21 protein-coding genes are annotated in these 18300 nt (G+C 60.0%); all 21 read left to right on the plus strand.

The genetic code is table 11. The features are described from left to right. Positions 1-10: 10 nt before the first annotated feature. The 21 genes from rpoC to rpsN all read left to right on the plus strand — a co-directional run bounded on the left by rpoC (position 11) and on the right by rpsN (position 18294). The gene (gene rpoC, locus QFZ91_RS16190; protein ID WP_176381088.1) at positions 11-4249 is read left to right on the plus strand and encodes a DNA-directed RNA polymerase subunit beta'; all 4239 of its coding nucleotides are present in this window, start codon (positions 11-13) and stop codon (positions 4247-4249) included. 225 nt (positions 4250-4474) lie between these two features. Beyond that, positions 4475-6322, plus strand: a complete 1848-nt coding sequence (recQ, locus tag QFZ91_RS16195) for a DNA helicase RecQ (protein WP_429567807.1) — start codon at positions 4475-4477, stop codon at positions 6320-6322. 220 nt (positions 6323-6542) lie between these two features. Continuing rightward, complete coding sequence (gene rpsL, locus QFZ91_RS16200; RefSeq protein WP_006053290.1) at positions 6543-6923, plus strand: 30S ribosomal protein S12; 381 nt, start codon at positions 6543-6545, stop codon at positions 6921-6923. Positions 6924-7105: 182 nt separating this feature from the next. After that, complete coding sequence (gene rpsG, locus QFZ91_RS16205; RefSeq protein ID WP_006053291.1) at positions 7106-7576, plus strand: 30S ribosomal protein S7; 471 nt, start codon at positions 7106-7108, stop codon at positions 7574-7576. A 132-nt stretch (positions 7577-7708) separates the two neighbouring features. Beyond that, positions 7709-9811, plus strand: a complete 2103-nt coding sequence (gene fusA / locus QFZ91_RS16210; protein ID WP_013090761.1) for an elongation factor G — start codon at positions 7709-7711, stop codon at positions 9809-9811. A gap of 48 nt (positions 9812-9859) precedes the next feature. Beyond that, complete coding sequence (gene tuf, locus QFZ91_RS16215) at positions 9860-11050, plus strand: elongation factor Tu (RefSeq protein WP_013090760.1); 1191 nt, start codon at positions 9860-9862, stop codon at positions 11048-11050. 127 nt (positions 11051-11177) lie between these two features. Continuing rightward, positions 11178-11489, plus strand: a complete 312-nt coding sequence (gene rpsJ, locus QFZ91_RS16220) for a 30S ribosomal protein S10 (protein WP_006998489.1) — start codon at positions 11178-11180, stop codon at positions 11487-11489. Positions 11490-11688: 199 nt separating this feature from the next. Then, the gene (gene rplC / locus QFZ91_RS16225) at positions 11689-12348 is read left to right on the plus strand and encodes a 50S ribosomal protein L3 (RefSeq protein ID WP_176110097.1); all 660 of its coding nucleotides are present in this window, start codon (positions 11689-11691) and stop codon (positions 12346-12348) included. Then, on the plus strand, positions 12348-12968 hold the full coding sequence (rplD, locus tag QFZ91_RS16230; RefSeq protein WP_008923346.1) for a 50S ribosomal protein L4: 621 nt from the start codon (positions 12348-12350) through the stop codon (positions 12966-12968). Before rplC ends, rplD begins: the two co-directional genes overlap by 1 nt. After that, positions 12965-13279 carry a 50S ribosomal protein L23 gene (gene rplW, locus QFZ91_RS16235; RefSeq protein WP_008923345.1) on the plus strand — a complete coding sequence of 105 codons (315 nt, stop codon included), beginning with the start codon at positions 12965-12967 and terminating at the stop codon, positions 13277-13279. The genes rplD and rplW overlap by 4 nt, the downstream gene beginning before the upstream one ends. Positions 13280-13281: 2 nt before the next feature. Next, positions 13282-14109: a 50S ribosomal protein L2 gene (rplB, locus tag QFZ91_RS16240; protein WP_008923344.1), complete on the plus strand. Its 828-nt coding sequence runs from the start codon at positions 13282-13284 to the stop codon at positions 14107-14109. A 10-nt stretch (positions 14110-14119) separates the two neighbouring features. After that, on the plus strand, positions 14120-14395 hold the full coding sequence (gene rpsS, locus QFZ91_RS16245) for a 30S ribosomal protein S19 (protein WP_006998484.1): 276 nt from the start codon (positions 14120-14122) through the stop codon (positions 14393-14395). 12 nt (positions 14396-14407) lie between these two features. Continuing rightward, positions 14408-14737, plus strand: a complete 330-nt coding sequence (gene rplV / locus QFZ91_RS16250; RefSeq protein WP_007730533.1) for a 50S ribosomal protein L22 — start codon at positions 14408-14410, stop codon at positions 14735-14737. 11 nt (positions 14738-14748) lie between these two features. Further along, positions 14749-15555 (plus strand): 30S ribosomal protein S3, encoded by an 807-nt coding sequence (gene rpsC / locus QFZ91_RS16255; protein ID WP_176110098.1) that lies wholly within the window; start codon positions 14749-14751, stop codon positions 15553-15555. A gap of 2 nt (positions 15556-15557) precedes the next feature. Further along, the gene (rplP, locus tag QFZ91_RS16260) at positions 15558-15974 is read left to right on the plus strand and encodes a 50S ribosomal protein L16 (RefSeq protein WP_008923342.1); all 417 of its coding nucleotides are present in this window, start codon (positions 15558-15560) and stop codon (positions 15972-15974) included. 10 nt (positions 15975-15984) lie between these two features. Further along, the gene (gene rpmC, locus QFZ91_RS16265) at positions 15985-16179 is read left to right on the plus strand and encodes a 50S ribosomal protein L29 (protein ID WP_007180130.1); all 195 of its coding nucleotides are present in this window, start codon (positions 15985-15987) and stop codon (positions 16177-16179) included. Beyond that, positions 16176-16448: a 30S ribosomal protein S17 gene (gene rpsQ, locus QFZ91_RS16270; protein ID WP_007180129.1), complete on the plus strand. Its 273-nt coding sequence runs from the start codon at positions 16176-16178 to the stop codon at positions 16446-16448. The genes rpmC and rpsQ overlap by 4 nt, the downstream gene beginning before the upstream one ends. 290 nt (positions 16449-16738) lie before the next feature. Then, a complete protein-coding gene (gene rplN / locus QFZ91_RS16275; RefSeq protein WP_006998478.1) occupies positions 16739-17107 on the plus strand; it encodes a 50S ribosomal protein L14 in 369 nt (122 codons plus the stop codon). A 9-nt stretch (positions 17108-17116) separates the two neighbouring features. Further along, complete coding sequence (gene rplX, locus QFZ91_RS16280; RefSeq protein ID WP_008923340.1) at positions 17117-17425, plus strand: 50S ribosomal protein L24; 309 nt, start codon at positions 17117-17119, stop codon at positions 17423-17425. A gap of 16 nt (positions 17426-17441) precedes the next feature. Then, a complete protein-coding gene (gene rplE, locus QFZ91_RS16285) occupies positions 17442-17981 on the plus strand; it encodes a 50S ribosomal protein L5 (protein WP_176110099.1) in 540 nt (179 codons plus the stop codon). A 7-nt stretch (positions 17982-17988) separates the two neighbouring features. Then, positions 17989-18294, plus strand: a complete 306-nt coding sequence (rpsN, locus tag QFZ91_RS16290; protein ID WP_090802162.1) for a 30S ribosomal protein S14 — start codon at positions 17989-17991, stop codon at positions 18292-18294. Positions 18295-18300 lie beyond the last annotated feature (6 nt).

Genomic DNA, 18300 nt, shown 5'->3' on the forward strand with positions numbered 1-18300 from the left:
GAGAGAAGCGATGAAAGCTTTGCTCGATCTATTCAAGCAAGTCCAACAACCTGAAGTTTTTGACGCGATCAAGATCGGTCTGGCCTCGCCGGACAAGATCCGTTCGTGGTCGTTCGGTGAAGTCAAAAAGCCGGAAACCATCAACTACCGCACGTTCAAGCCGGAGCGCGATGGTCTGTTCTGCGCGAAGATTTTCGGTCCGATCAAGGACTACGAATGCCTTTGCGGCAAGTACAAGCGCCTGAAGCACCGCGGCGTGATCTGCGAGAAGTGCGGCGTCGAAGTGACGCTCGCGAAGGTGCGCCGCGAGCGCATGGGCCACATTGAACTGGCCTCGCCGGTTGCGCACATCTGGTTTCTGAAGTCGCTGCCGTCGCGTCTGGGCATGGTGCTCGACATGACGCTGCGCGACATCGAGCGCGTGCTGTACTTCGAAGCATACGTGGTGATCGATCCGGGCATGACGCCGCTCAAAGCGCGGCAGATCATGACCGAAGAGGATTACTACAACAAGGTCGAGGAATACGGCGACGAATTCCGTGCCGAAATGGGCGCGGAAGGTATTCGCGAGCTGCTGCGCGCGATCAACATCGACGAGCAGGTCGAAATGCTGCGCACGGAGCTGCGCAACACCGGCTCGGAAGCGAAGATCAAGAAGTACGCGAAGCGCCTGAAGGTGCTCGAGGCATTCCAGCGTTCGGGCATCAAGCCGGACTGGATGGTCCTCGAAGTGCTGCCGGTGCTGCCACCGGAACTGCGTCCGCTGGTGCCGCTCGACGGCGGCCGTTTCGCGACGTCGGACCTGAATGACCTGTATCGCCGCGTGATCAACCGTAACAACCGGTTGAAGCGTCTGCTCGAGCTGAAGGCGCCTGAGATCATCGTCCGCAACGAAAAGCGGATGCTGCAGGAAGCCGTCGACTCGCTGCTCGACAACGGCCGTCGCGGCAAGGCGATGACCGGCGCGAACAAGCGTCCGTTGAAGTCGCTCGCAGACATGATCAAGGGTAAGGGCGGTCGCTTCCGTCAAAACCTGCTCGGTAAGCGCGTCGACTACTCGGGCCGTTCGGTGATCGTGGTCGGCCCGACGCTGAAGCTGCATCAGTGCGGTCTGCCGAAGCTGATGGCGCTCGAACTGTTCAAGCCGTTCATCTTCAACAAGCTCGAAGTGATGGGTGTCGCTACCACCATCAAGGCTGCGAAGAAGGAAGTCGAGAACCAGACGCCGGTGGTGTGGGACATCCTCGAAGAGGTGATCCGCGAACATCCGGTCATGCTGAACCGCGCGCCGACGCTGCACCGTCTCGGCATCCAGGCTTTCGAGCCGGTGCTGATCGAAGGTAAGGCAATCCAGCTGCACCCGCTCGTCTGCGCGGCGTTCAACGCCGACTTCGACGGTGACCAGATGGCCGTTCACGTGCCGCTGTCGCTCGAAGCGCAGATGGAAGCGCGCACGCTGATGCTCGCGTCGAACAACGTGCTGTTCCCGGCCAACGGCGATCCGTCGATCGTGCCGTCGCAGGACATCGTGCTCGGCCTGTACTACGCGACGCGCGAAGCGGTGAACGGCAAGGGCGAAGGCCTGACGTTCACGGGCGTATCGGAAGTGCTGCGCGCGTACGAGAACAAGGAAGTCGAGCTTGCATCGCGCGTCAACGTGCGGATCACCGAAATGGTCCACAACGAAGACAAGTCGGAAGGCGCGCCGGCGTTCGTGCCGAAGATCACGCTCTACGCGACCACGGTTGGCCGCTCGATCCTGTCGGAAATCCTGCCGCCGGGTCTGCCGTTCTCGGTGCTGAACAAGCCGCTGAAGAAGAAGGAAATCTCGCGTCTGATCAACACCGCGTTCCGCAAGTGCGGTCTGCGTGAGACGGTGATTTTCGCCGACCAGCTGATGCAGTCGGGCTTCCGCCTGGCAACGCGCGCCGGTATTTCGATCTGCGTCGACGACATGCTCGTGCCGCCGCAGAAAGAAACCATCGTCGGCGATGCCGCGAAGAAGGTGAAGGAATACGACCGTCAGTACATGTCGGGTCTCGTCACCGCGCAGGAACGCTATAACAACGTGGTCGACATCTGGTCGGCAACGTCGGAAGCGGTCGGCAAGGCGATGATGGAGCAGCTGTCGACGGAACCGGTCACGGACCGCGACGGCAACCAGACGCGTCAGGAGTCGTTCAACTCCATCTACATGATGGCGGACTCGGGCGCTCGTGGTTCCGCGGTTCAGATCCGTCAGCTGGCCGGTATGCGCGGTCTGATGGCGAAACCGGACGGTTCGATCATCGAGACGCCGATTACGGCGAACTTCCGCGAAGGTCTGAACGTGTTGCAGTACTTCATCTCGACCCACGGCGCACGTAAGGGTCTGGCTGATACGGCACTGAAGACTGCGAACTCGGGTTACCTGACGCGTCGTCTGGTCGACGTGACGCAGGATCTGGTCGTCGTCGAAGAAGATTGCGGCACGTCGAACGGCGTGGCGATGAAGGCGCTCGTGGAAGGCGGTGAAGTGGTCGAAGCACTGCGTGACCGTATTCTCGGTCGCGTGGCGGTGGCTGACATCGTCAACCCGGAATCGCAGGAAACGCTGTTCGAAGCGGGCACGCTGCTCGACGAAGACGCGGTCGAAGATATCGAACGCCTCGGCATCGACGAAGTGCGCGTGCGCACGCCGCTCACCTGCGAAACCCGTTATGGTCTGTGCGCGGCCTGCTACGGGCGCGACCTCGGCCGCGGCTCGCTGGTGAACGTCGGCGAAGCGGTCGGCGTGATCGCAGCGCAGTCGATCGGTGAACCGGGCACGCAGCTCACGATGCGTACGTTCCACATCGGTGGCGCGGCGTCGCGTGCGGCGGTGGCTTCCTCGGTCGAAGCGAAGTCGAACGGTACGGTGCGTTTCACGTCGACGATGCGCTACGTTACGAATGCGAAGGGCGAGCAGATCGTCATCTCGCGTTCGGGCGAAGCGATGATCACCGACGATCACGGCCGCGAGCGCGAGCGTCACAAGGTGCCGTACGGCGCCACGCTGCTGCAGCTCGACGGCGCGCAGATCAAGGCCGGCACGCAACTGGCCACCTGGGATCCGATGACGCGTCCGATCATCACCGAGTACGGTGGTACGGTGAAGTTCGAGAACGTCGAGGAAGGCGTGACGGTCGCGAAGCAGATCGACGACGTGACGGGTCTGTCAACGCTCGTCGTGATCGACGTGAAGCGTCGTGGTTCGCAGGCGTCCAAGACGGTGCGGCCGCAGGTCAAACTGCTCGATGCGAACGGCGAGGAAGTGAAGATCCCGAACACCGAGCACTCGGTGCAGATCGGCTTCCAGGTCGGCGCGCTGATCACCGTGAAGGACGGTCAGCAGGTGCAGGTTGGTGAAGTGCTTGCACGTATCCCGACCGAATCGCAGAAGACGCGCGACATTACCGGTGGTCTGCCGCGTGTGGCGGAACTGTTCGAAGCACGTTCGCCGAAGGATGCAGGTATCCTGGCGGAAGTCACGGGTACGACGTCGTTCGGTAAGGACACGAAGGGCAAGCAGCGTCTCGTTATCACGGACCTCGAGGGCAACCAGCACGAGTTCCTGATCGCGAAGGAAAAGCAGGTTCTGGTGCACGATGGTCAGGTCGTCAACAAGGGCGAAATGATCGTCGACGGACCGGCGGATCCGCACGACATCCTGCGTCTGCAGGGCGTCGAGGCGCTGTCGCGCTACATCGTGGACGAAGTGCAGGACGTGTACCGTCTGCAAGGCGTGAAGATCAACGACAAGCACATTGAAGTGATCGTGCGTCAGATGCTGCGCCGCGTCCAGATCACGGACAACGGCGATACGCGTTTCATCCCGGGCGAACAGGTCGAGCGGTCGGACATGCTCGATGAGAACGACCGTATGATCGCGGAAGACAAGCGTCCGGCAACGTACGAAAACGTGCTGCTCGGTATCACGAAGGCGTCGCTGTCGACCGATTCGTTCATCTCCGCGGCGTCGTTCCAGGAAACGACCCGCGTGCTGACCGAAGCGGCGATCATGGGCAAGCGCGACGACCTGCGTGGCCTGAAGGAAAACGTGATCGTCGGCCGTCTGATTCCGGCCGGTACCGGTCTCGCGTTCCACAAGGCGCGCAAGAGCAAGGAACTGGCCGACCGCGAGCGTTTCGATCAGATCGCAGCGGAAGAGTCGTTCGAATTCGGTACGCCGGAAACCCCGGCTGCCGAACAGCAGCACTCGGGCGAGTAAGCGCTGGCGGCGCAAGCCGCCTTGCCTGACGAGCCACGAAAGCCGCTCAGTTTCGACTGAGCGGCTTTTTTTTGCTCATTTTTGCGCGTGCATCGGCGCCATGCGCCGGCGCATCCCTAGGCCGGATGGCCAAGGTTGTCGCAAAGCGCGGGCGCGGCGCGAATGCGTTGGTAAAATTCGTCTCACCGCCTGCGTGCCGTTCCCTTCGCCGTCTCTGTCAAATACATGTCCCGTCCGCTCGAAATCCTCAACGAAGTCTTTGGTTATCCCGCGTTCAGAGGGCGGCAGGGCGAAATTGTCGAGCACGTCGCCGATGGCGGCGATTGCCTCGTGCTGATGCCGACGGGCGGCGGCAAATCGCTGTGCTATCAGATTCCGTCGCTGGTGCGGCGCGAACGCGGCTTTGGCACCGGCATCGTGGTGTCGCCGCTGATCGCGTTGATGCAGGATCAGGTGGCCGCGTTGACCGAAGTCGGCGTGCGGGCCGCGTACCTGAACTCGACGCTGTCGAGTGCGGAGGCGATGGCCACCGAGCGGGCGCTTCGCGACGGCGACATCGATCTGCTCTACGTCGCACCGGAGCGGCTGATGACGTCGCGCTTCCAGGAACTGCTCGAGCGCACGCGCATCGGTCTTTTCGCGATCGACGAAGCGCACTGTGTGTCGCAATGGGGACACGATTTCCGGCCCGAATATATCCAGCTGTCGGTGCTGCACGAGCGCTTTCCGAATGTGCCGCGCATTGCGCTGACGGCGACCGCCGACGCGATCACGCGCGACGAAATCATCCACCGTCTTGCGCTCGAGGATGCGCGCGTGTTCGTGTCGAGTTTCGATCGACCGAACATTCGCTATCGCATTGCCGAAAAAGACAACGCACGTACGCAACTGCTCGACTTCATCCGCGCAGAGCATACGAAGGCCGACGGCACGACCGACGCGGGCGTCGTCTATTGCCTGTCGCGCCGCAAGGTCGAGGAGACCGCCGAGTGGCTGAAGGAAAAGGGCATGCGCGCGCTGCCATACCACGCCGGCATGGAATTCGACATGCGCCAGAAGCATCAGGAAATGTTCCAGCGCGAGGAAGGCATCGTGATGTGCGCGACGATCGCGTTTGGCATGGGCATCGACAAACCCGACGTGCGGTTCGTCGCCCATCTGGATTTGCCGAAGAGCGTCGAAGGGTACTACCAGGAGACCGGCCGCGCGGGCCGGGACGGGCTGCCGTCGAATGCGTGGATGGCCTACGGGCTCGGCGACGTCGTGCAGCAGCGCAAGATGATCGACGAATCCGAAGCCGATGACGCCCACAAGCGCGTCCAGACCGGCAAGCTCGATGCGCTGCTCGGTTTGTGCGAAACCGCGACCTGCCGACGCGTGCGCCTGCTCGCGTACTTCGGCGAAACGAGCCAACCGTGCGGCAACTGCGACAACTGCCTCGAGCCGCCCCCGACCTGGGATGCGACGCGCGAGGCTCAGATGGCGCTGTCGTGCGTGTTTCGCGCGCAGCGCGCGAGCGGCTTTCATTTTGGCGCCGGACACCTGATCGATATTTTGCGCGGCAACCGCAGCGAGAAAATCCTGCAGCGCGGGCACGAGAAGCTGACCACGTTTGGTATCGGCGCAGCGCTCGGTGAGCCGGAGTGGCGTGCGATCTTCCGTCAGCTAGTTGCATTCGGCTACCTGACGGTCGACCACGAGGGCTTCGGTTCGCTCGTGCTCACGGAGGCGAGCAAGCCGGTGCTAAAGGGCGAGCAGAAGGTCACGATGCGGCGCTACGTCAAGCCCACACGCACGCGTCAATCGGCGGGGCGTACGAGCGAACGCGCCGATCCGACCATCGGCATGGGCCCTCGCGAGCGCGCCCGCTGGGAGCGTCTACGCATGTGGCGCACCGAAACCGCGAAGAGCGACGGCGTGCCGGCTTATGTGATTTTCCATGACGCGACGCTTGCGGAAATCGCCCGTCTCGGCCCGGATTCGATCGAGGATCTGCGTGGGATTCCTGGCATGGGCGCCCGTAAACTTGACCGTTTCGGTTACGAATTGCTAAACGTCGTAGCGGCCAACTGACCTCATCTGGCTGTTTCGCCGGATTGACAGGGATGCGAAACATCGCAACCTGTTGACTCCCTTAGTATTTTCGGAATATTATGCTAGGTTCCGGTTCTTGGCATGCGTGCGCGCGGCTTCAGTTCGTGCGTAAGTAGGCCAACCGGAAGTTCGATGCGCAGGCGTTTCCGCTTTGCCCGGAAACAGATGCGTCGATTTTGTTCAATTTCAGGAATAAACAATGCCAACCATCAATCAACTGGTTCGCAAAGGCCGCACGTCGGAAACGACGAAGAGCAAGAGCCCGGCCTTGCAGGACTGCCCCCAGCGTCGTGGCGTGTGCACCCGTGTGTACACCACGACGCCGAAGAAGCCGAACTCGGCACTCCGTAAGGTCGCCAAAGTTCGCCTGACGAATGGCTTCGAAGTCATTTCGTATATCGGTGGTGAAGGCCACAACCTGCAGGAACACTCGGTCGTGCTGATTCGCGGCGGCCGTGTGAAGGACTTGCCGGGTGTGCGTTACCACATGGTTCGCGGCTCGCTGGATACCCAGGGCGTCAAGGATCGTAAGCAGGCTCGCTCGAAGTACGGTGCGAAGCGTGCCAAGGCTGGCAAGTAATTAGCCCGTCAATCGTAGTTTCAGGTCGCCTGCAAAGGCGGTAATAGCGATGGTGCCGGAATCGCCGGTGCTATCGAGTAAGTGGTCACCCGACCAGGCTGGTTAGTCTTACGGATGAATCGGGTTAGTTGGTGGCCGCGGGGCTGCAATCAGCTCCAACTGAAACAGGTAAAGGAAGAAACATGCCGCGTCGTCGCGAAGTCCCCAAGCGGGAAGTGTTGCCGGATCCGAAGTTCGGCAACGTTGATGTAGCAAAATTCATGAACGTCCTGATGCTCTCCGGCAAGAAGTCGGTTGCCGAGCGTATCGTGTACGGCGCTTTCGAACAGATCCAGACCAAGGGTGGCAAGGACCCGCTGGAGGTGTTCACGGTGGCGCTCAACAACGTCAAGCCGGTGGTCGAAGTGAAGAGCCGCCGCGTTGGTGGTGCGAACTATCAGGTTCCGGTCGAAGTGCGCCCGTCGCGTCGTATGGCATTGGCGATGCGTTGGCTGCGTGAAGCCGCGAAGAAGCGCAGCGAGAAGTCGATGGCCCTGCGTCTGGCAGGTGAGCTCTCCGAAGCGGCCGAAGGCCGTGGCGGCGCGATGAAGAAGCGCGACGAAGTTCACCGGATGGCAGAAGCCAACAAGGCGTTCTCGCACTTCCGTTTCTAAGCTTTCCCGACCCCGGGTTTAGCGGAAAACGGAAAGGAATTCCGGGCGGGTGCGCTTCAAGGGCGCCTCGCCCGTTTGTGTTACAGCGCGATGGGTATCTCTCGCATCGCGCCATCCCAATAGAGGATCAAAGTGGCTCGCAAGACTCCTATCGAGCGCTACCGTAACATCGGTATTAGCGCTCACATCGACGCCGGCAAAACGACGACGACCGAGCGCATTCTGTTCTACACGGGCGTGAACCACAAGATTGGTGAAGTTCACGACGGCGCTGCCACCATGGACTGGATGGAGCAGGAACAGGAACGCGGCATCACGATTACTTCCGCTGCTACCACGGCATTCTGGAAGGGCATGGCGGGCGACCGCGCCGAGCACCGCATCAACATCATCGACACCCCGGGTCACGTCGACTTCACGATCGAAGTCGAGCGCTCGATGCGCGTGCTCGATGGCGCGTGCATGGTGTACTGCGCTGTGGGCGGTGTGCAGCCCCAGTCGGAAACCGTGTGGCGTCAAGCTAACAAGTACAAGGTTCCCCGTCTCGCGTTCATCAACAAGATGGACCGTACCGGCGCGAATTTCTTCAAGGTCTACGACCAGCTCAAGCTGCGTCTTAAGGCGAACCCGGTTCCGGTCGTCGTGCCTATTGGCGCGGAAGAGAACTTCACGGGCGTCGTCGATCTGATGAAGATGAAGGCGATCATTTGGGACGACGCGTCCCAAGGTACCAAGTTCTCGTACGAAGACATCCCGGCAGAACTCGTCGACACGTGCAACGAATGGCGTGAAAAGATGGTCGAAGCCGCGGCTGAAGCGAACGAAGACATGATGAACAAGTACCTCGAGTCGGGCGAGCTGACCGAAGAGGAAATCATCAAGGGTCTGCGCGACCGTACGATCGCTTGCGAAATCCAGCCGATGCTGTGCGGCACCGCGTTCAAGAACAAGGGTGTGCAGCGCATGCTGGACGCCGTGCTCGACTTCCTGCCGTCGCCGATCGACATTCCGCCGGTTACTGGCGAACTGGAAAACGGTGAAAAGGCGGAGCGCCGCGCGGCCGATGACGAGAAGTTCTCGGCACTGGCATTCAAGATCATGACCGACCCGTTCGTCGGCCAGCTGATCTTCTTCCGTGTGTACTCGGGCGTCGTCAATTCGGGCGACACGGTGCTGAACGCGACCAAAGACAAGAAGGAACGTCTGGGTCGTATTCTGCAGATGCACGCGAACCAGCGCGAAGAAATCAAGGAAGTGCGCGCGGGCGACATCGCTGCCGCGGTCGGCCTGAAAGAGGCGACCACGGGCGACACGCTGTGCGATCCGCAGAACCCGATCGTGCTCGAACGCATGATTTTCCCGGAGCCGGTGATTTCGCAGGCTGTCGAGCCGAAGACCAAGGCTGACCAGGAAAAGATGGGTCTGGCACTGAACCGCCTGGCCCAGGAAGATCCGTCGTTCCGCGTTCAGACGGACGAAGAATCGGGTCAAACGATCATTTCGGGTATGGGCGAACTGCACCTCGAAATTCTGGTCGACCGGATGAAGCGTGAATTCGGCGTGGAAGCGACCGTCGGCAAACCGCAGGTGGCTTACCGCGAAACGATCCGTAGCACGGCGGCTGACGTTGACGGCAAGTTCGTCAAGCAGTCGGGCGGCCGCGGTCAGTACGGTCACGCAGTCATCACGCTCGAGCCGAACGAACAAGGCAAGGGTTACGAGTTCCTCGACGAGATCAAGGGCGGCGTGATTCCGCGTGAATACATTCCGGCAGTCGACAAGGGTATCCAGGAAACGCTAAAGGCTGGTGTGCTGGCAGGCTTCCCGGTCGTTGACGTGAAGGTTCACCTGACGTTCGGTTCGTACCACGACGTTGACTCGAACGAAAATGCGTTCCGCATGGCCGGTTCGATGGCGTTCAAGGAAGCAATGCGTAAGGCAAGCCCGGTCATCCTCGAACCGATGATGGCTGTGGAAGTCGAAACGCCGGAAGATTACATGGGCAACGTGATGGGCGACCTGTCGGGCCGTCGCGGTATCGTCCAGGGCATGGAAGACATGGTTGGTGGCGGCAAGATCGTTCGCGCCGAAGTACCGCTGTCGGAAATGTTCGGCTACTCGACGTCGCTGCGTTCGCTGACGCAGGGTCGTGCAACGTACACGATGGAGTTCAAGCACTACGCTGAAGCTCCGCGCAACGTGTCGGAAGCGATCATCAACGCGAAGTCGAAGTAATCGCGCGGCAAAGTCATTCAACGATTAACTTACTGAAAGAAGAGAAACATGGCTAAAGGTAAATTCGAACGGACCAAGCCGCACGTGAACGTGGGCACGATCGGTCACGTTGACCACGGCAAGACCACGCTGACGGCAGCGATCACGACGGTTCTGACGCAGAAGTTTGGCGGCGAAGCGAAGGCGTACGACCAGATCGACGCGGCGCCGGAAGAAAAGGCGCGCGGCATTACCATCAACACCGCGCACGTCGAGTACGAAACGGCTAACCGCCACTACGCACACGTTGACTGCCCGGGCCATGCTGACTACGTGAAGAACATGATCACGGGTGCGGCGCAGATGGACGGCGCGATCCTGGTGTGCTCGGCTGCTGACGGCCCGATGCCGCAAACGCGTGAGCACATTCTGCTGGCGCGTCAGGTTGGCGTTCCGTACATCATCGTGTTCCTGAACAAGTGCGACATGGTGGACGACGCTGAGCTGCTGGAGCTCGTCGAGATGGAAGTTCGCGAACTTCTGTCGAAATACGACTTCCCGGGCGACGACACGCCGATCATCAAGGGTTCGGCCAAGCTGGCGCTGGAAGGCGACAAGGGCGAGCTGGGTGAAGTGGCGATCATGAACCTGGCCGACGCGCTGGACACGTACATCCCGACGCCGGAACGCGCGGTTGACGGTTCGTTCCTGATGCCGGTGGAAGACGTGTTCTCGATCTCGGGTCGTGGCACGGTGGTGACGGGCCGCGTCGAGCGTGGCGTGATCAAGGTCGGCGAGGAAATCGAGATCGTCGGTATCCGCGCAACGGCCAAGACGACCTGCACGGGCGTGGAAATGTTCCGCAAGCTGCTCGATCAGGGGCAGGCCGGCGACAACGTTGGTATCCTGCTGCGCGGCACGAAGCGTGAAGACGTGGAGCGTGGTCAGGTTCTGGCCAAGCCGGGTTCGATCAACCCGCACACGCACTTCACGGCTGAAGTGTACGTGCTGAGCAAGGACGAAGGCGGCCGTCACACGCCGTTCTTCAACAACTACCGTCCGCAGTTCTACTTCCGTACGACGGACGTGACGGGCTCGATCGAGTTGCCGAAGGACAAGGAAATGGTGATGCCGGGCGACAACGTGTCGATCACGGTGAAGCTGATCAACCCGATCGCGATGGAAGAAGGCCTCCGCTTCGCAATCCGCGAAGGTGGCCGTACGGTCGGCGCTGGTGTCGTCGCAAAGATCATCGAGTAAAATCGCAGATTGCTTTAACAGTATGTAGCGCCCGGGCTCGGGCGCTCGCTCTCCGCAAGCGCCCGAGCCTACGTTCTTTTTCTACTCGGCGGTGCAATATCGCCTCGCTCTTTCCAAGGAATTTGTCATGCAGAACCAGAAAATCCGTATCCGCCTGAAGGCTTTCGACTATCGCCTGATCGATCAATCGGCAGCTGAAATCGTCGACACGGCGAAGCGGACTGGCGCAATCGTTCGTGGCCCGGTGCCCCTGCCGACCCGCATTCAACGCTTCGACATTTTGCGTTCGCCGCACGTCAACAAGACGTCGCGCGATCAGCTCGAAATCCGCACGCACCAGCGTCTGATGGACATCGTCGACCCGACGGACAAGACCGTTGATGCGCTCATGAAGCTCGATTTGCCGGCTGGCGTCGACGTTGAAATCAAGCTGCAATAAGGCTTCAGCCCTTGTCCGGCGATCCGGGCAGCGCTAAGTCTTTGATTGCTTGCAGAAAACGAAAAGGCTCGCTATACTAGTGAGCTTTTCGCGCATTTGCGTAAAAAGTCGGTGTGCTGCAGCATGGTCTCATGTCCGAAACGGCGCCGACATTTTGTAAATTAGCCCCGACCAATCGCAGTCGGGAATGGAGAAAACGATGAGCCTTGGACTCGTAGGTCGCAAGGTTGGCATGACCCGTATCTTCACGGCTGAGGGGGATTCGATTCCCGTCACCGTGCTGGACGTGTCCGACAACCGCGTGACGCAGATCAAGACTGTTGAAACCGACGGCTACACGGCCGTGCAGGTTACCTTCGGTACGCGCCGTGCATCGCGCGTGACGAAGCCGTTGGCAGGTCATCTCGCCAAAGCCGGCGTTCAAGCCGGTGAAATCCTCAAAGAATTTCAGATCGACCCCGCTAAGGCTGCCGAGTTGTCGAACGGCACCGTGGTTGGTCCCGAGTTGTTCGAAGTGGGTCAGAAGGTCGACGTGCAAGGCGTGTCGATCGGTAAGGGCTACGCCGGTACCATCAAGCGTTACAACTTCTCGTCGGGCCGTGCCTCGCACGGTAACTCGCGCTCGCACAACGTGCCGGGCTCGATCGGTATGGCGCAGGATCCGGGTCGTGTTTTCCCGGGTAAGCGCATGACGGGTCACATGGGTGACGAGAAGGTAACGGTGCAAAACCTCGAAATCGCTCGTATCGACGCTGACCGCAAGCTGCTGCTGGTCAAGGGCGCCGTTCCGGGTGCGAAGGGTGGCAAGGTATTCGTTACGCCGGCCGTGAAGACGCGTGCCGTGAAAGGAGCGAAATAATGGAACTTAAGCTCCTGAATGCCAATGGTCAGGAAGGTGCAGGCGTTAGCGCGTCGGACGTCGTGTTCGGCCGCGATTATAACGAAGCCCTGATTCACCAGGTGGTGGTTGCGTACCAGGCGAACGCCCGTAGCGGCAACCGCGCGCAGAAGGATCGTGAGCAGGTCAAGCACACGACCAAGAAGCCGTGGCGCCAGAAGGGTACAGGCCGCGCCCGCGCCGGTATGTCGTCGAGCCCGCTGTGGCGCGGCGGTGGCCGCATCTTCCCGAATTCGCCGGAAGAAAACTTTTCGCACAAGGTCAACAAGAAGATGCATCGCGCAGGTCTCTGCTCGATCTTCTCGCAGCTGGCCCGCGAAGGCCGCATCTCGGTGGTCGACGAGCTGACGCTCGAGGCGCCGAAGACGAAGCTGCTGGCCGAAAAATTCAAGGCGATGGGTCTCGACTCCGTGCTGGTGATTACCGACACGGTTGACGAAAACCTGTACCTCGCGTCGCGCAATCTCGCCCACGTGGCGGTTGTCGAGCCGCGTTACGCCGACCCGCTGTCGCTGATCTACTTCAAGAAAGTCCTGATCACGAAGGCTGCGGTCGCCCAGATCGAGGAGTTGCTGTCATGAGCGAGATTCGCAAGAACGATCATCGTTTGATGCAGGTCCTGCTCGCGCCGGTGGTCTCCGAAAAGGCGACGCTGGTTGCCGACAAGAACGAGCAGGTTGTGTTCGAAGTCGCGCCGGATGCTACGAAGCAGGAAGTGAAAGCTGCAGTCGAGCTGCTGTTCAAGGTGGAAGTCGACTCCGTCAACGTGCTGGTCGCGAAGGGCAAAGCCAAGCGCTTTGGCCGCTTCATGGGCAAGCGCAAAGACGTGAAGAAGGCGTACGTCTGCCTGAAGCCCGGCCAGGAAATCAACTTTGAAGCGGAGGCCAAGTAATCATGGCAATCGTGAAAGTTAAGCCGACTTCGCCGGGCCGCCGCGCGATGGTCAAGGTGGTCAACAAAGAACTGCACAAGGGCAAGCCGTTTGCGGCACTGCTCGACACGCAGTCGTCGACCGCCGGCCGCAACAACAACGGTCACATCACTACGCGTCACAAGGGCGGTGGTCACAAGCATCACTATCGTGTCGTCGACTTCCGTCGCACGAAGGACGGTATTCCGGCAAAGGTCGAACGTCTTGAGTACGACCCGAACCGTAGCGCGAACATCGCGCTGGTTCTGTACGCAGACGGCGAGCGCCGCTACATCATCGCTCCAAAGGGTGTCACCGTCGGTCAGCAACTGATGTCGGGTTCGGAGGCGCCGATTCGCGCAGGTAACACGCTGCCGATCCGCAACATTCCGGTCGGTACGACGATTCACTGCATCGAAATGCTGCCGGGCAAGGGCGCGCAAATGGCGCGTTCGGCTGGCACGTCGGCGATGCTGCTCGCTCGCGAAGGCGTCTACGCGCAGGTTCGTCTGCGTTCGGGCGAAATCCGCCGCGTGCACGTTGAATGTCGCGCGACGATCGGAGAAGTGGGCAACGAAGAGCACAGCCTCCGTCAAATCGGTAAGGCGGGCGCGAACCGCTGGCGCGGCATCCGCCCGACGGTGCGTGGCGTTGCAATGAACCCGGTCGACCACCCGCACGGTGGTGGCGAAGGCAAGACTGCGGCAGGCCGCGATCCGGTGAGCCCGTGGGGCACGCCGACGAAGGGCTATCGTACCCGCAGCAACAAGCGCACGACGAGCATGATCGTCCAGCGCCGTCACAAGCGTTAAGGAGTAGGCAATGGCACGTTCTATTAAGAAAGGTCCGTTCTGCGACGCCCATTTGCTGAAGAAGGTTGAGGCGGCTGCAGCATCGCGTGACAAGAAACCGATCAAGACATGGTCGCGTCGCTCGACGATCCTGCCGGACTTCATCGGTCTGACGATCGCCGTTCACAACGGCCGTCAACACGTTCCGGTGTATGTCACGGAAAACATGGTCGGCCACAAGCTTGGCGAGTTCGCACTGACCCGTACGTTCAAGGGTCACGCGGCCGACAAGAAGGCCAAGAAATAAGGGGCAATCAAGATGGAAGTGAAAGCAATTCATCGCGGTGCCCGCATCTCGGCGCAAAAAACGCGCCTTGTGGCTGACCAGATCCGCGGTTTGCCGGTCGACAAGGCGCTGAACGTTCTGACGTTCTCGCCGAAGAAGGCTGCGGGAATCGTGAAAAAGGTCGTGCTGTCGGCGATCGCGAATGCGGAGCACAACGAAGGCGCCGATATCGACGAGCTCAAGATCACGAGCATCTACGTCGATAAGGCAGCGTCGCTGAAGCGTTTTACCGCGCGCGCCAAGGGCCGTGGTAACCGCATCGAGAAGCAATCCTGTCACATCACTGTGACGGTCGGGAATTAAGGGGTCATACGATGGGACAGAAAATTCATCCGACTGGCTTCCGTTTGGCCGTCAGCCGTAATTGGGCTTCGCGTTGGTACGCGAACAACAACAATTTCGCGGCGATGTTGCAGGAAGACATCGGTGTTCGTGAATACCTGAAGAAGAAGCTGAAGAACGCGTCCGTCGGCCGCGTCGTGATCGAGCGTCCTGCAAAGAACGCACGTATCACGATTTTCAGCTCGCGTCCGGGTGTCGTGATCGGTAAGAAGGGTGAAGACATCGAACTGCTGAAGTCCGAGCTGCAAAAGCGCATGGGCGTTCCGGTTCACGTCAACATCGAAGAAATTCGCAAGCCGGAAACCGACGCGCAACTGATCGCTGATTCGATCACGCAGCAGCTCGAGCGCCGGATTATGTTCCGGCGCGCGATGAAGCGTGCGATGCAGAACGCGATGCGTCTGGGTGCTCAAGGCATCAAGATCATGAGCGCAGGCCGTCTGAACGGTATCGAAATCGCTCGCACGGAATGGTACCGCGAAGGTCGCGTGCCGCTTCACACGCTGCGTGCAGATATCGACTACGCAACGTCGGAAGCAAAGACGACGTACGGCATCATCGGCGTGAAGGTGTGGGTCTATAAGGGCGATACGCTCGGCCGCAATGACGCACCGGTGGTCGAAGAAGTCGCCGAAGAAAAGCGTCCGCGCCGCAACGCACGTCCGGGTGGCGATCGCCGTCCGCGTCGTGATGGTGAAGGTGGTGGCCCGGCAGGTGCACGCCGTGGCGCTCCTCGTCGTGCTGGCGGTACCGGCGGCGACGGGAAGACTGGAGAATAACGATGCTGCAACCGAAACGCAGAAAGTATCGCAAAGAGCAGAAAGGTCGTAACACCGGCGTTGCTACCCGCGGCAACGCGGTGTCGTTCGGTGAGTTCGGCCTGAAGGCTGTCGGTCGTGGCCGTCTGACCGCGCGCCAGATTGAAGCGGCGCGTCGTGCAATGACGCGTCACATCAAGCGCGGTGGCCGCATCTGGATCCGGATCTTCCCGGACAAGCCGATCTCGACCAAGCCGGCGGAAGTTCGTATGGGTAACGGTAAAGGTAACCCAGAGTACTACGTCGCTGAGATTCAACCGGGCAAGATGCTGTACGAAATGGACGGCGTAACCGAAGAACTGGCGCGCGAAGCGTTCCGTCTGGCTGCAGCGAAGCTGCCGCTGAAGACGACGTTTATCGTGCGTCAGCTCGGCGCCTAAGGAGCAAATGATGAAGGCTTCCGAACTTCACCAGAAAGATCAGGCCGCGCTCAACAAGGAGCTGTCGGACCTGTTGAAGGCGCAATTCGGCCTGCGCATGCAACTCGCGACCCAGCAGCTCACGAACACGAGCCAGCTGAAGAAGGTTCGTCGCGACATCGCACGTGTGCGGACCGTCCTGACTGAGAAGGCGAACCAGAAATGAACGATAGCGTAAAAACCTCGCTCAAGCGGACGCTGGTCGGCAAGGTCGTCAGCAACAAGATGGACAAGACGGTTACCGTGCTGGTCGAGCACCGCGTGAAGCACCCGATCTACGGCAAGTACGTCGTGCGTTCGAAGAAGTACCACGCGCATGACGACGCGAACACGTACAACGAGGGCGACCTCGTTGAGATCCAGGAAACTCGTCCGATTTCGAAGACGAAGGCTTGGGTTGTGGCTCGCCTGGTCGAGGCTGCTCGCGTCATCTGATGTCGCAAAGCAGTAGAAGTAGTTGAAATCGCAGTAAGTTTCGCTTGCAAGACCGGGATTATTTGATATAATCTCGGTCTTCCCTCTTTATGGGAGCCCCGTCGCGGGCGAAGTTGGTGGGGGAAGCGGTCCGGGCGCCAGCCTGTGCCGAAGGATTCACCGGATTGCGATGGCGGGTTTCGTTTGCCGTCGCTGCTGTTCTAACCCAAGCAGCCGATCGGCTGACGGGACCAAGACTGACCGGGGAGCACCATGGTGGTGTGACCGGATTAAGTTGGGAAAGATAAACCATGATCCAGACCGAAACTCGGCTTGAAGTGGCCGACAACACGGGTGCACGTGAAGTCATGTGCATCAAGGTGCTCGGCGGCTCGAAGCGTCGTTATGCCAGCATTGGCGACATCATCAAGGTGACCGTCAAAGAGGCAACGCCGCGCGGGCGCGTGAAGAAAGGCGAAATCTACAACGCCGTGGTGGTTCGCACCGCCAAGGGCGTGCGCCGCCAGGACGGCTCGCTGATCAAGTTCGACGGCAACGCAGCTGTGTTGCTCAACACCAAGCTCGAACCGATCGGCACCCGTATTTTCGGGCCAGTCACGCGCGAGTTGCGTAGCGAACGATTCATGAAGATCGTTTCGCTGGCGCCTGAAGTGCTGTAAGGAGTCGCGATGAACAAGATTCGCAAGGGTGACGAAGTTATCGTCATCACCGGCAAAGATAAGGGCAAGCGTGGCGTTGTGCTGGCCGTTCACGGCGAGACCGTGACCGTCGAGGGCATCAATCTCGTCAAGAAGCACGTCAAGCCGAACCCGATGAAGGGTACGACGGGCGGCGTGGAAGCCAAGACGATGCCGCTGCAAATTTCGAACGTCGCATTGGTCGACGCGAATGGCAAGCCATCGCGTGTAGGCATCAAGGTCGAAGGAGACAAGAAGGTCCGTTTCCTGAAGACGACCGGTGCCGTGCTGAGCGCCTGACGCTGCGGAGTAAAAAATGGCTCGTTTGCAAGAGTTTTACAAAGAAAAGGTTGTACCCGGCCTCATCGAAAAGTTCGGTTACAAGTCCGTGATGGAAGTGCCGCGCATCACCAAGATCACCCTGAATATGGGTCTTGGCGAAGCCGTCGCTGACAAGAAGATCATCGAAAACGCGGTTGGCGATCTGACGAAGATCGCAGGTCAGAAGCCGGTGATCACGAAGGCGCGCAAGGCAATTGCTGGCTTCAAGATCCGTCAGGGCTATCCGATCGGCGCCATGGTCACGCTGCGTGGCCAGGCAATGTACGAATTCCTCGACCGTTTCGTGACGGTTGCGCTCCCCCGTGTGCGCGACTTCCGTGGCGTGTCGGGTAAGGCGTTTGATGGTCGCGGCAACTACAACATCGGTGTGAAAGAGCAGATCATTTTCCCCGAAATCGATTACGACAAGATCGACGCACTGCGTGGGCTGAACATCAGCATCACGACGACTGCGAAGACTGACGACGAAGCAAAGGCTCTGCTCGCCGGCTTCAAGTTCCCGTTCAGAAACTGAGGTTACCGTGGCTAAACTGGCACTGATCGAACGTGAAAAGAAGCGTGCTCGCCTCGCCGCCAAGTACGCTCCCAAGCGTGCTGCACTGAAGGCAATCATTGGCGACACGAGCAAGTCGGAAGAAGAGCATTACGCAGCACGTCTGGAACTGCAGCAACTGCCGCGCAACTCTAACCCGACCCGTAAGCGCAACCGTTGCGCAATTACCGGTCGTCCGCGCGGGACGTTCCGTAAATTCGGCCTGGCGCGTAACAAGATTCGTGAAATCGCGTTCCGCGGCGAGATCCCTGGCCTGACCAAGGCGAGCTGGTAATAGGAG

Origin of the sequence: Paraburkholderia sp. JPY419 (assembly GCF_050435705.1) — a bacterium.
Taxonomy (GTDB): domain Bacteria; phylum Pseudomonadota; class Gammaproteobacteria; order Burkholderiales; family Burkholderiaceae; genus Paraburkholderia; species Paraburkholderia youngii.

Coding starts and splice junctions, on each gene's coding strand:
- rpoC (WP_176381088.1), top strand. CDS start 11: ATGAAAGCTTTGCTCGATCTATTCAAGCAAGTCCAACAACCTGAAGTT.
- recQ (WP_429567807.1), top strand. CDS start 4,475: ATGTCCCGTCCGCTCGAAATCCTCAACGAAGTCTTTGGTTATCCCGCG.
- rpsL (WP_006053290.1), top strand. CDS start 6,543: ATGCCAACCATCAATCAACTGGTTCGCAAAGGCCGCACGTCGGAAACG.
- rpsG (WP_006053291.1), top strand. CDS start 7,106: ATGCCGCGTCGTCGCGAAGTCCCCAAGCGGGAAGTGTTGCCGGATCCG.
- tuf (WP_013090760.1), top strand. CDS start 9,860: ATGGCTAAAGGTAAATTCGAACGGACCAAGCCGCACGTGAACGTGGGC.
- rpsJ (WP_006998489.1), top strand. CDS start 11,178: ATGCAGAACCAGAAAATCCGTATCCGCCTGAAGGCTTTCGACTATCGC.
- rplC (WP_176110097.1), top strand. CDS start 11,689: ATGAGCCTTGGACTCGTAGGTCGCAAGGTTGGCATGACCCGTATCTTC.
- rplD (WP_008923346.1), top strand. CDS start 12,348: ATGGAACTTAAGCTCCTGAATGCCAATGGTCAGGAAGGTGCAGGCGTT.
- rplW (WP_008923345.1), top strand. CDS start 12,965: ATGAGCGAGATTCGCAAGAACGATCATCGTTTGATGCAGGTCCTGCTC.
- rplB (WP_008923344.1), top strand. CDS start 13,282: ATGGCAATCGTGAAAGTTAAGCCGACTTCGCCGGGCCGCCGCGCGATG.
- rpsS (WP_006998484.1), top strand. CDS start 14,120: ATGGCACGTTCTATTAAGAAAGGTCCGTTCTGCGACGCCCATTTGCTG.
- rplV (WP_007730533.1), top strand. CDS start 14,408: ATGGAAGTGAAAGCAATTCATCGCGGTGCCCGCATCTCGGCGCAAAAA.
- rpsC (WP_176110098.1), top strand. CDS start 14,749: ATGGGACAGAAAATTCATCCGACTGGCTTCCGTTTGGCCGTCAGCCGT.
- rplP (WP_008923342.1), top strand. CDS start 15,558: ATGCTGCAACCGAAACGCAGAAAGTATCGCAAAGAGCAGAAAGGTCGT.
- rpmC (WP_007180130.1), top strand. CDS start 15,985: ATGAAGGCTTCCGAACTTCACCAGAAAGATCAGGCCGCGCTCAACAAG.
- rpsQ (WP_007180129.1), top strand. CDS start 16,176: ATGAACGATAGCGTAAAAACCTCGCTCAAGCGGACGCTGGTCGGCAAG.
- rplN (WP_006998478.1), top strand. CDS start 16,739: ATGATCCAGACCGAAACTCGGCTTGAAGTGGCCGACAACACGGGTGCA.
- rplX (WP_008923340.1), top strand. CDS start 17,117: ATGAACAAGATTCGCAAGGGTGACGAAGTTATCGTCATCACCGGCAAA.
- rplE (WP_176110099.1), top strand. CDS start 17,442: ATGGCTCGTTTGCAAGAGTTTTACAAAGAAAAGGTTGTACCCGGCCTC.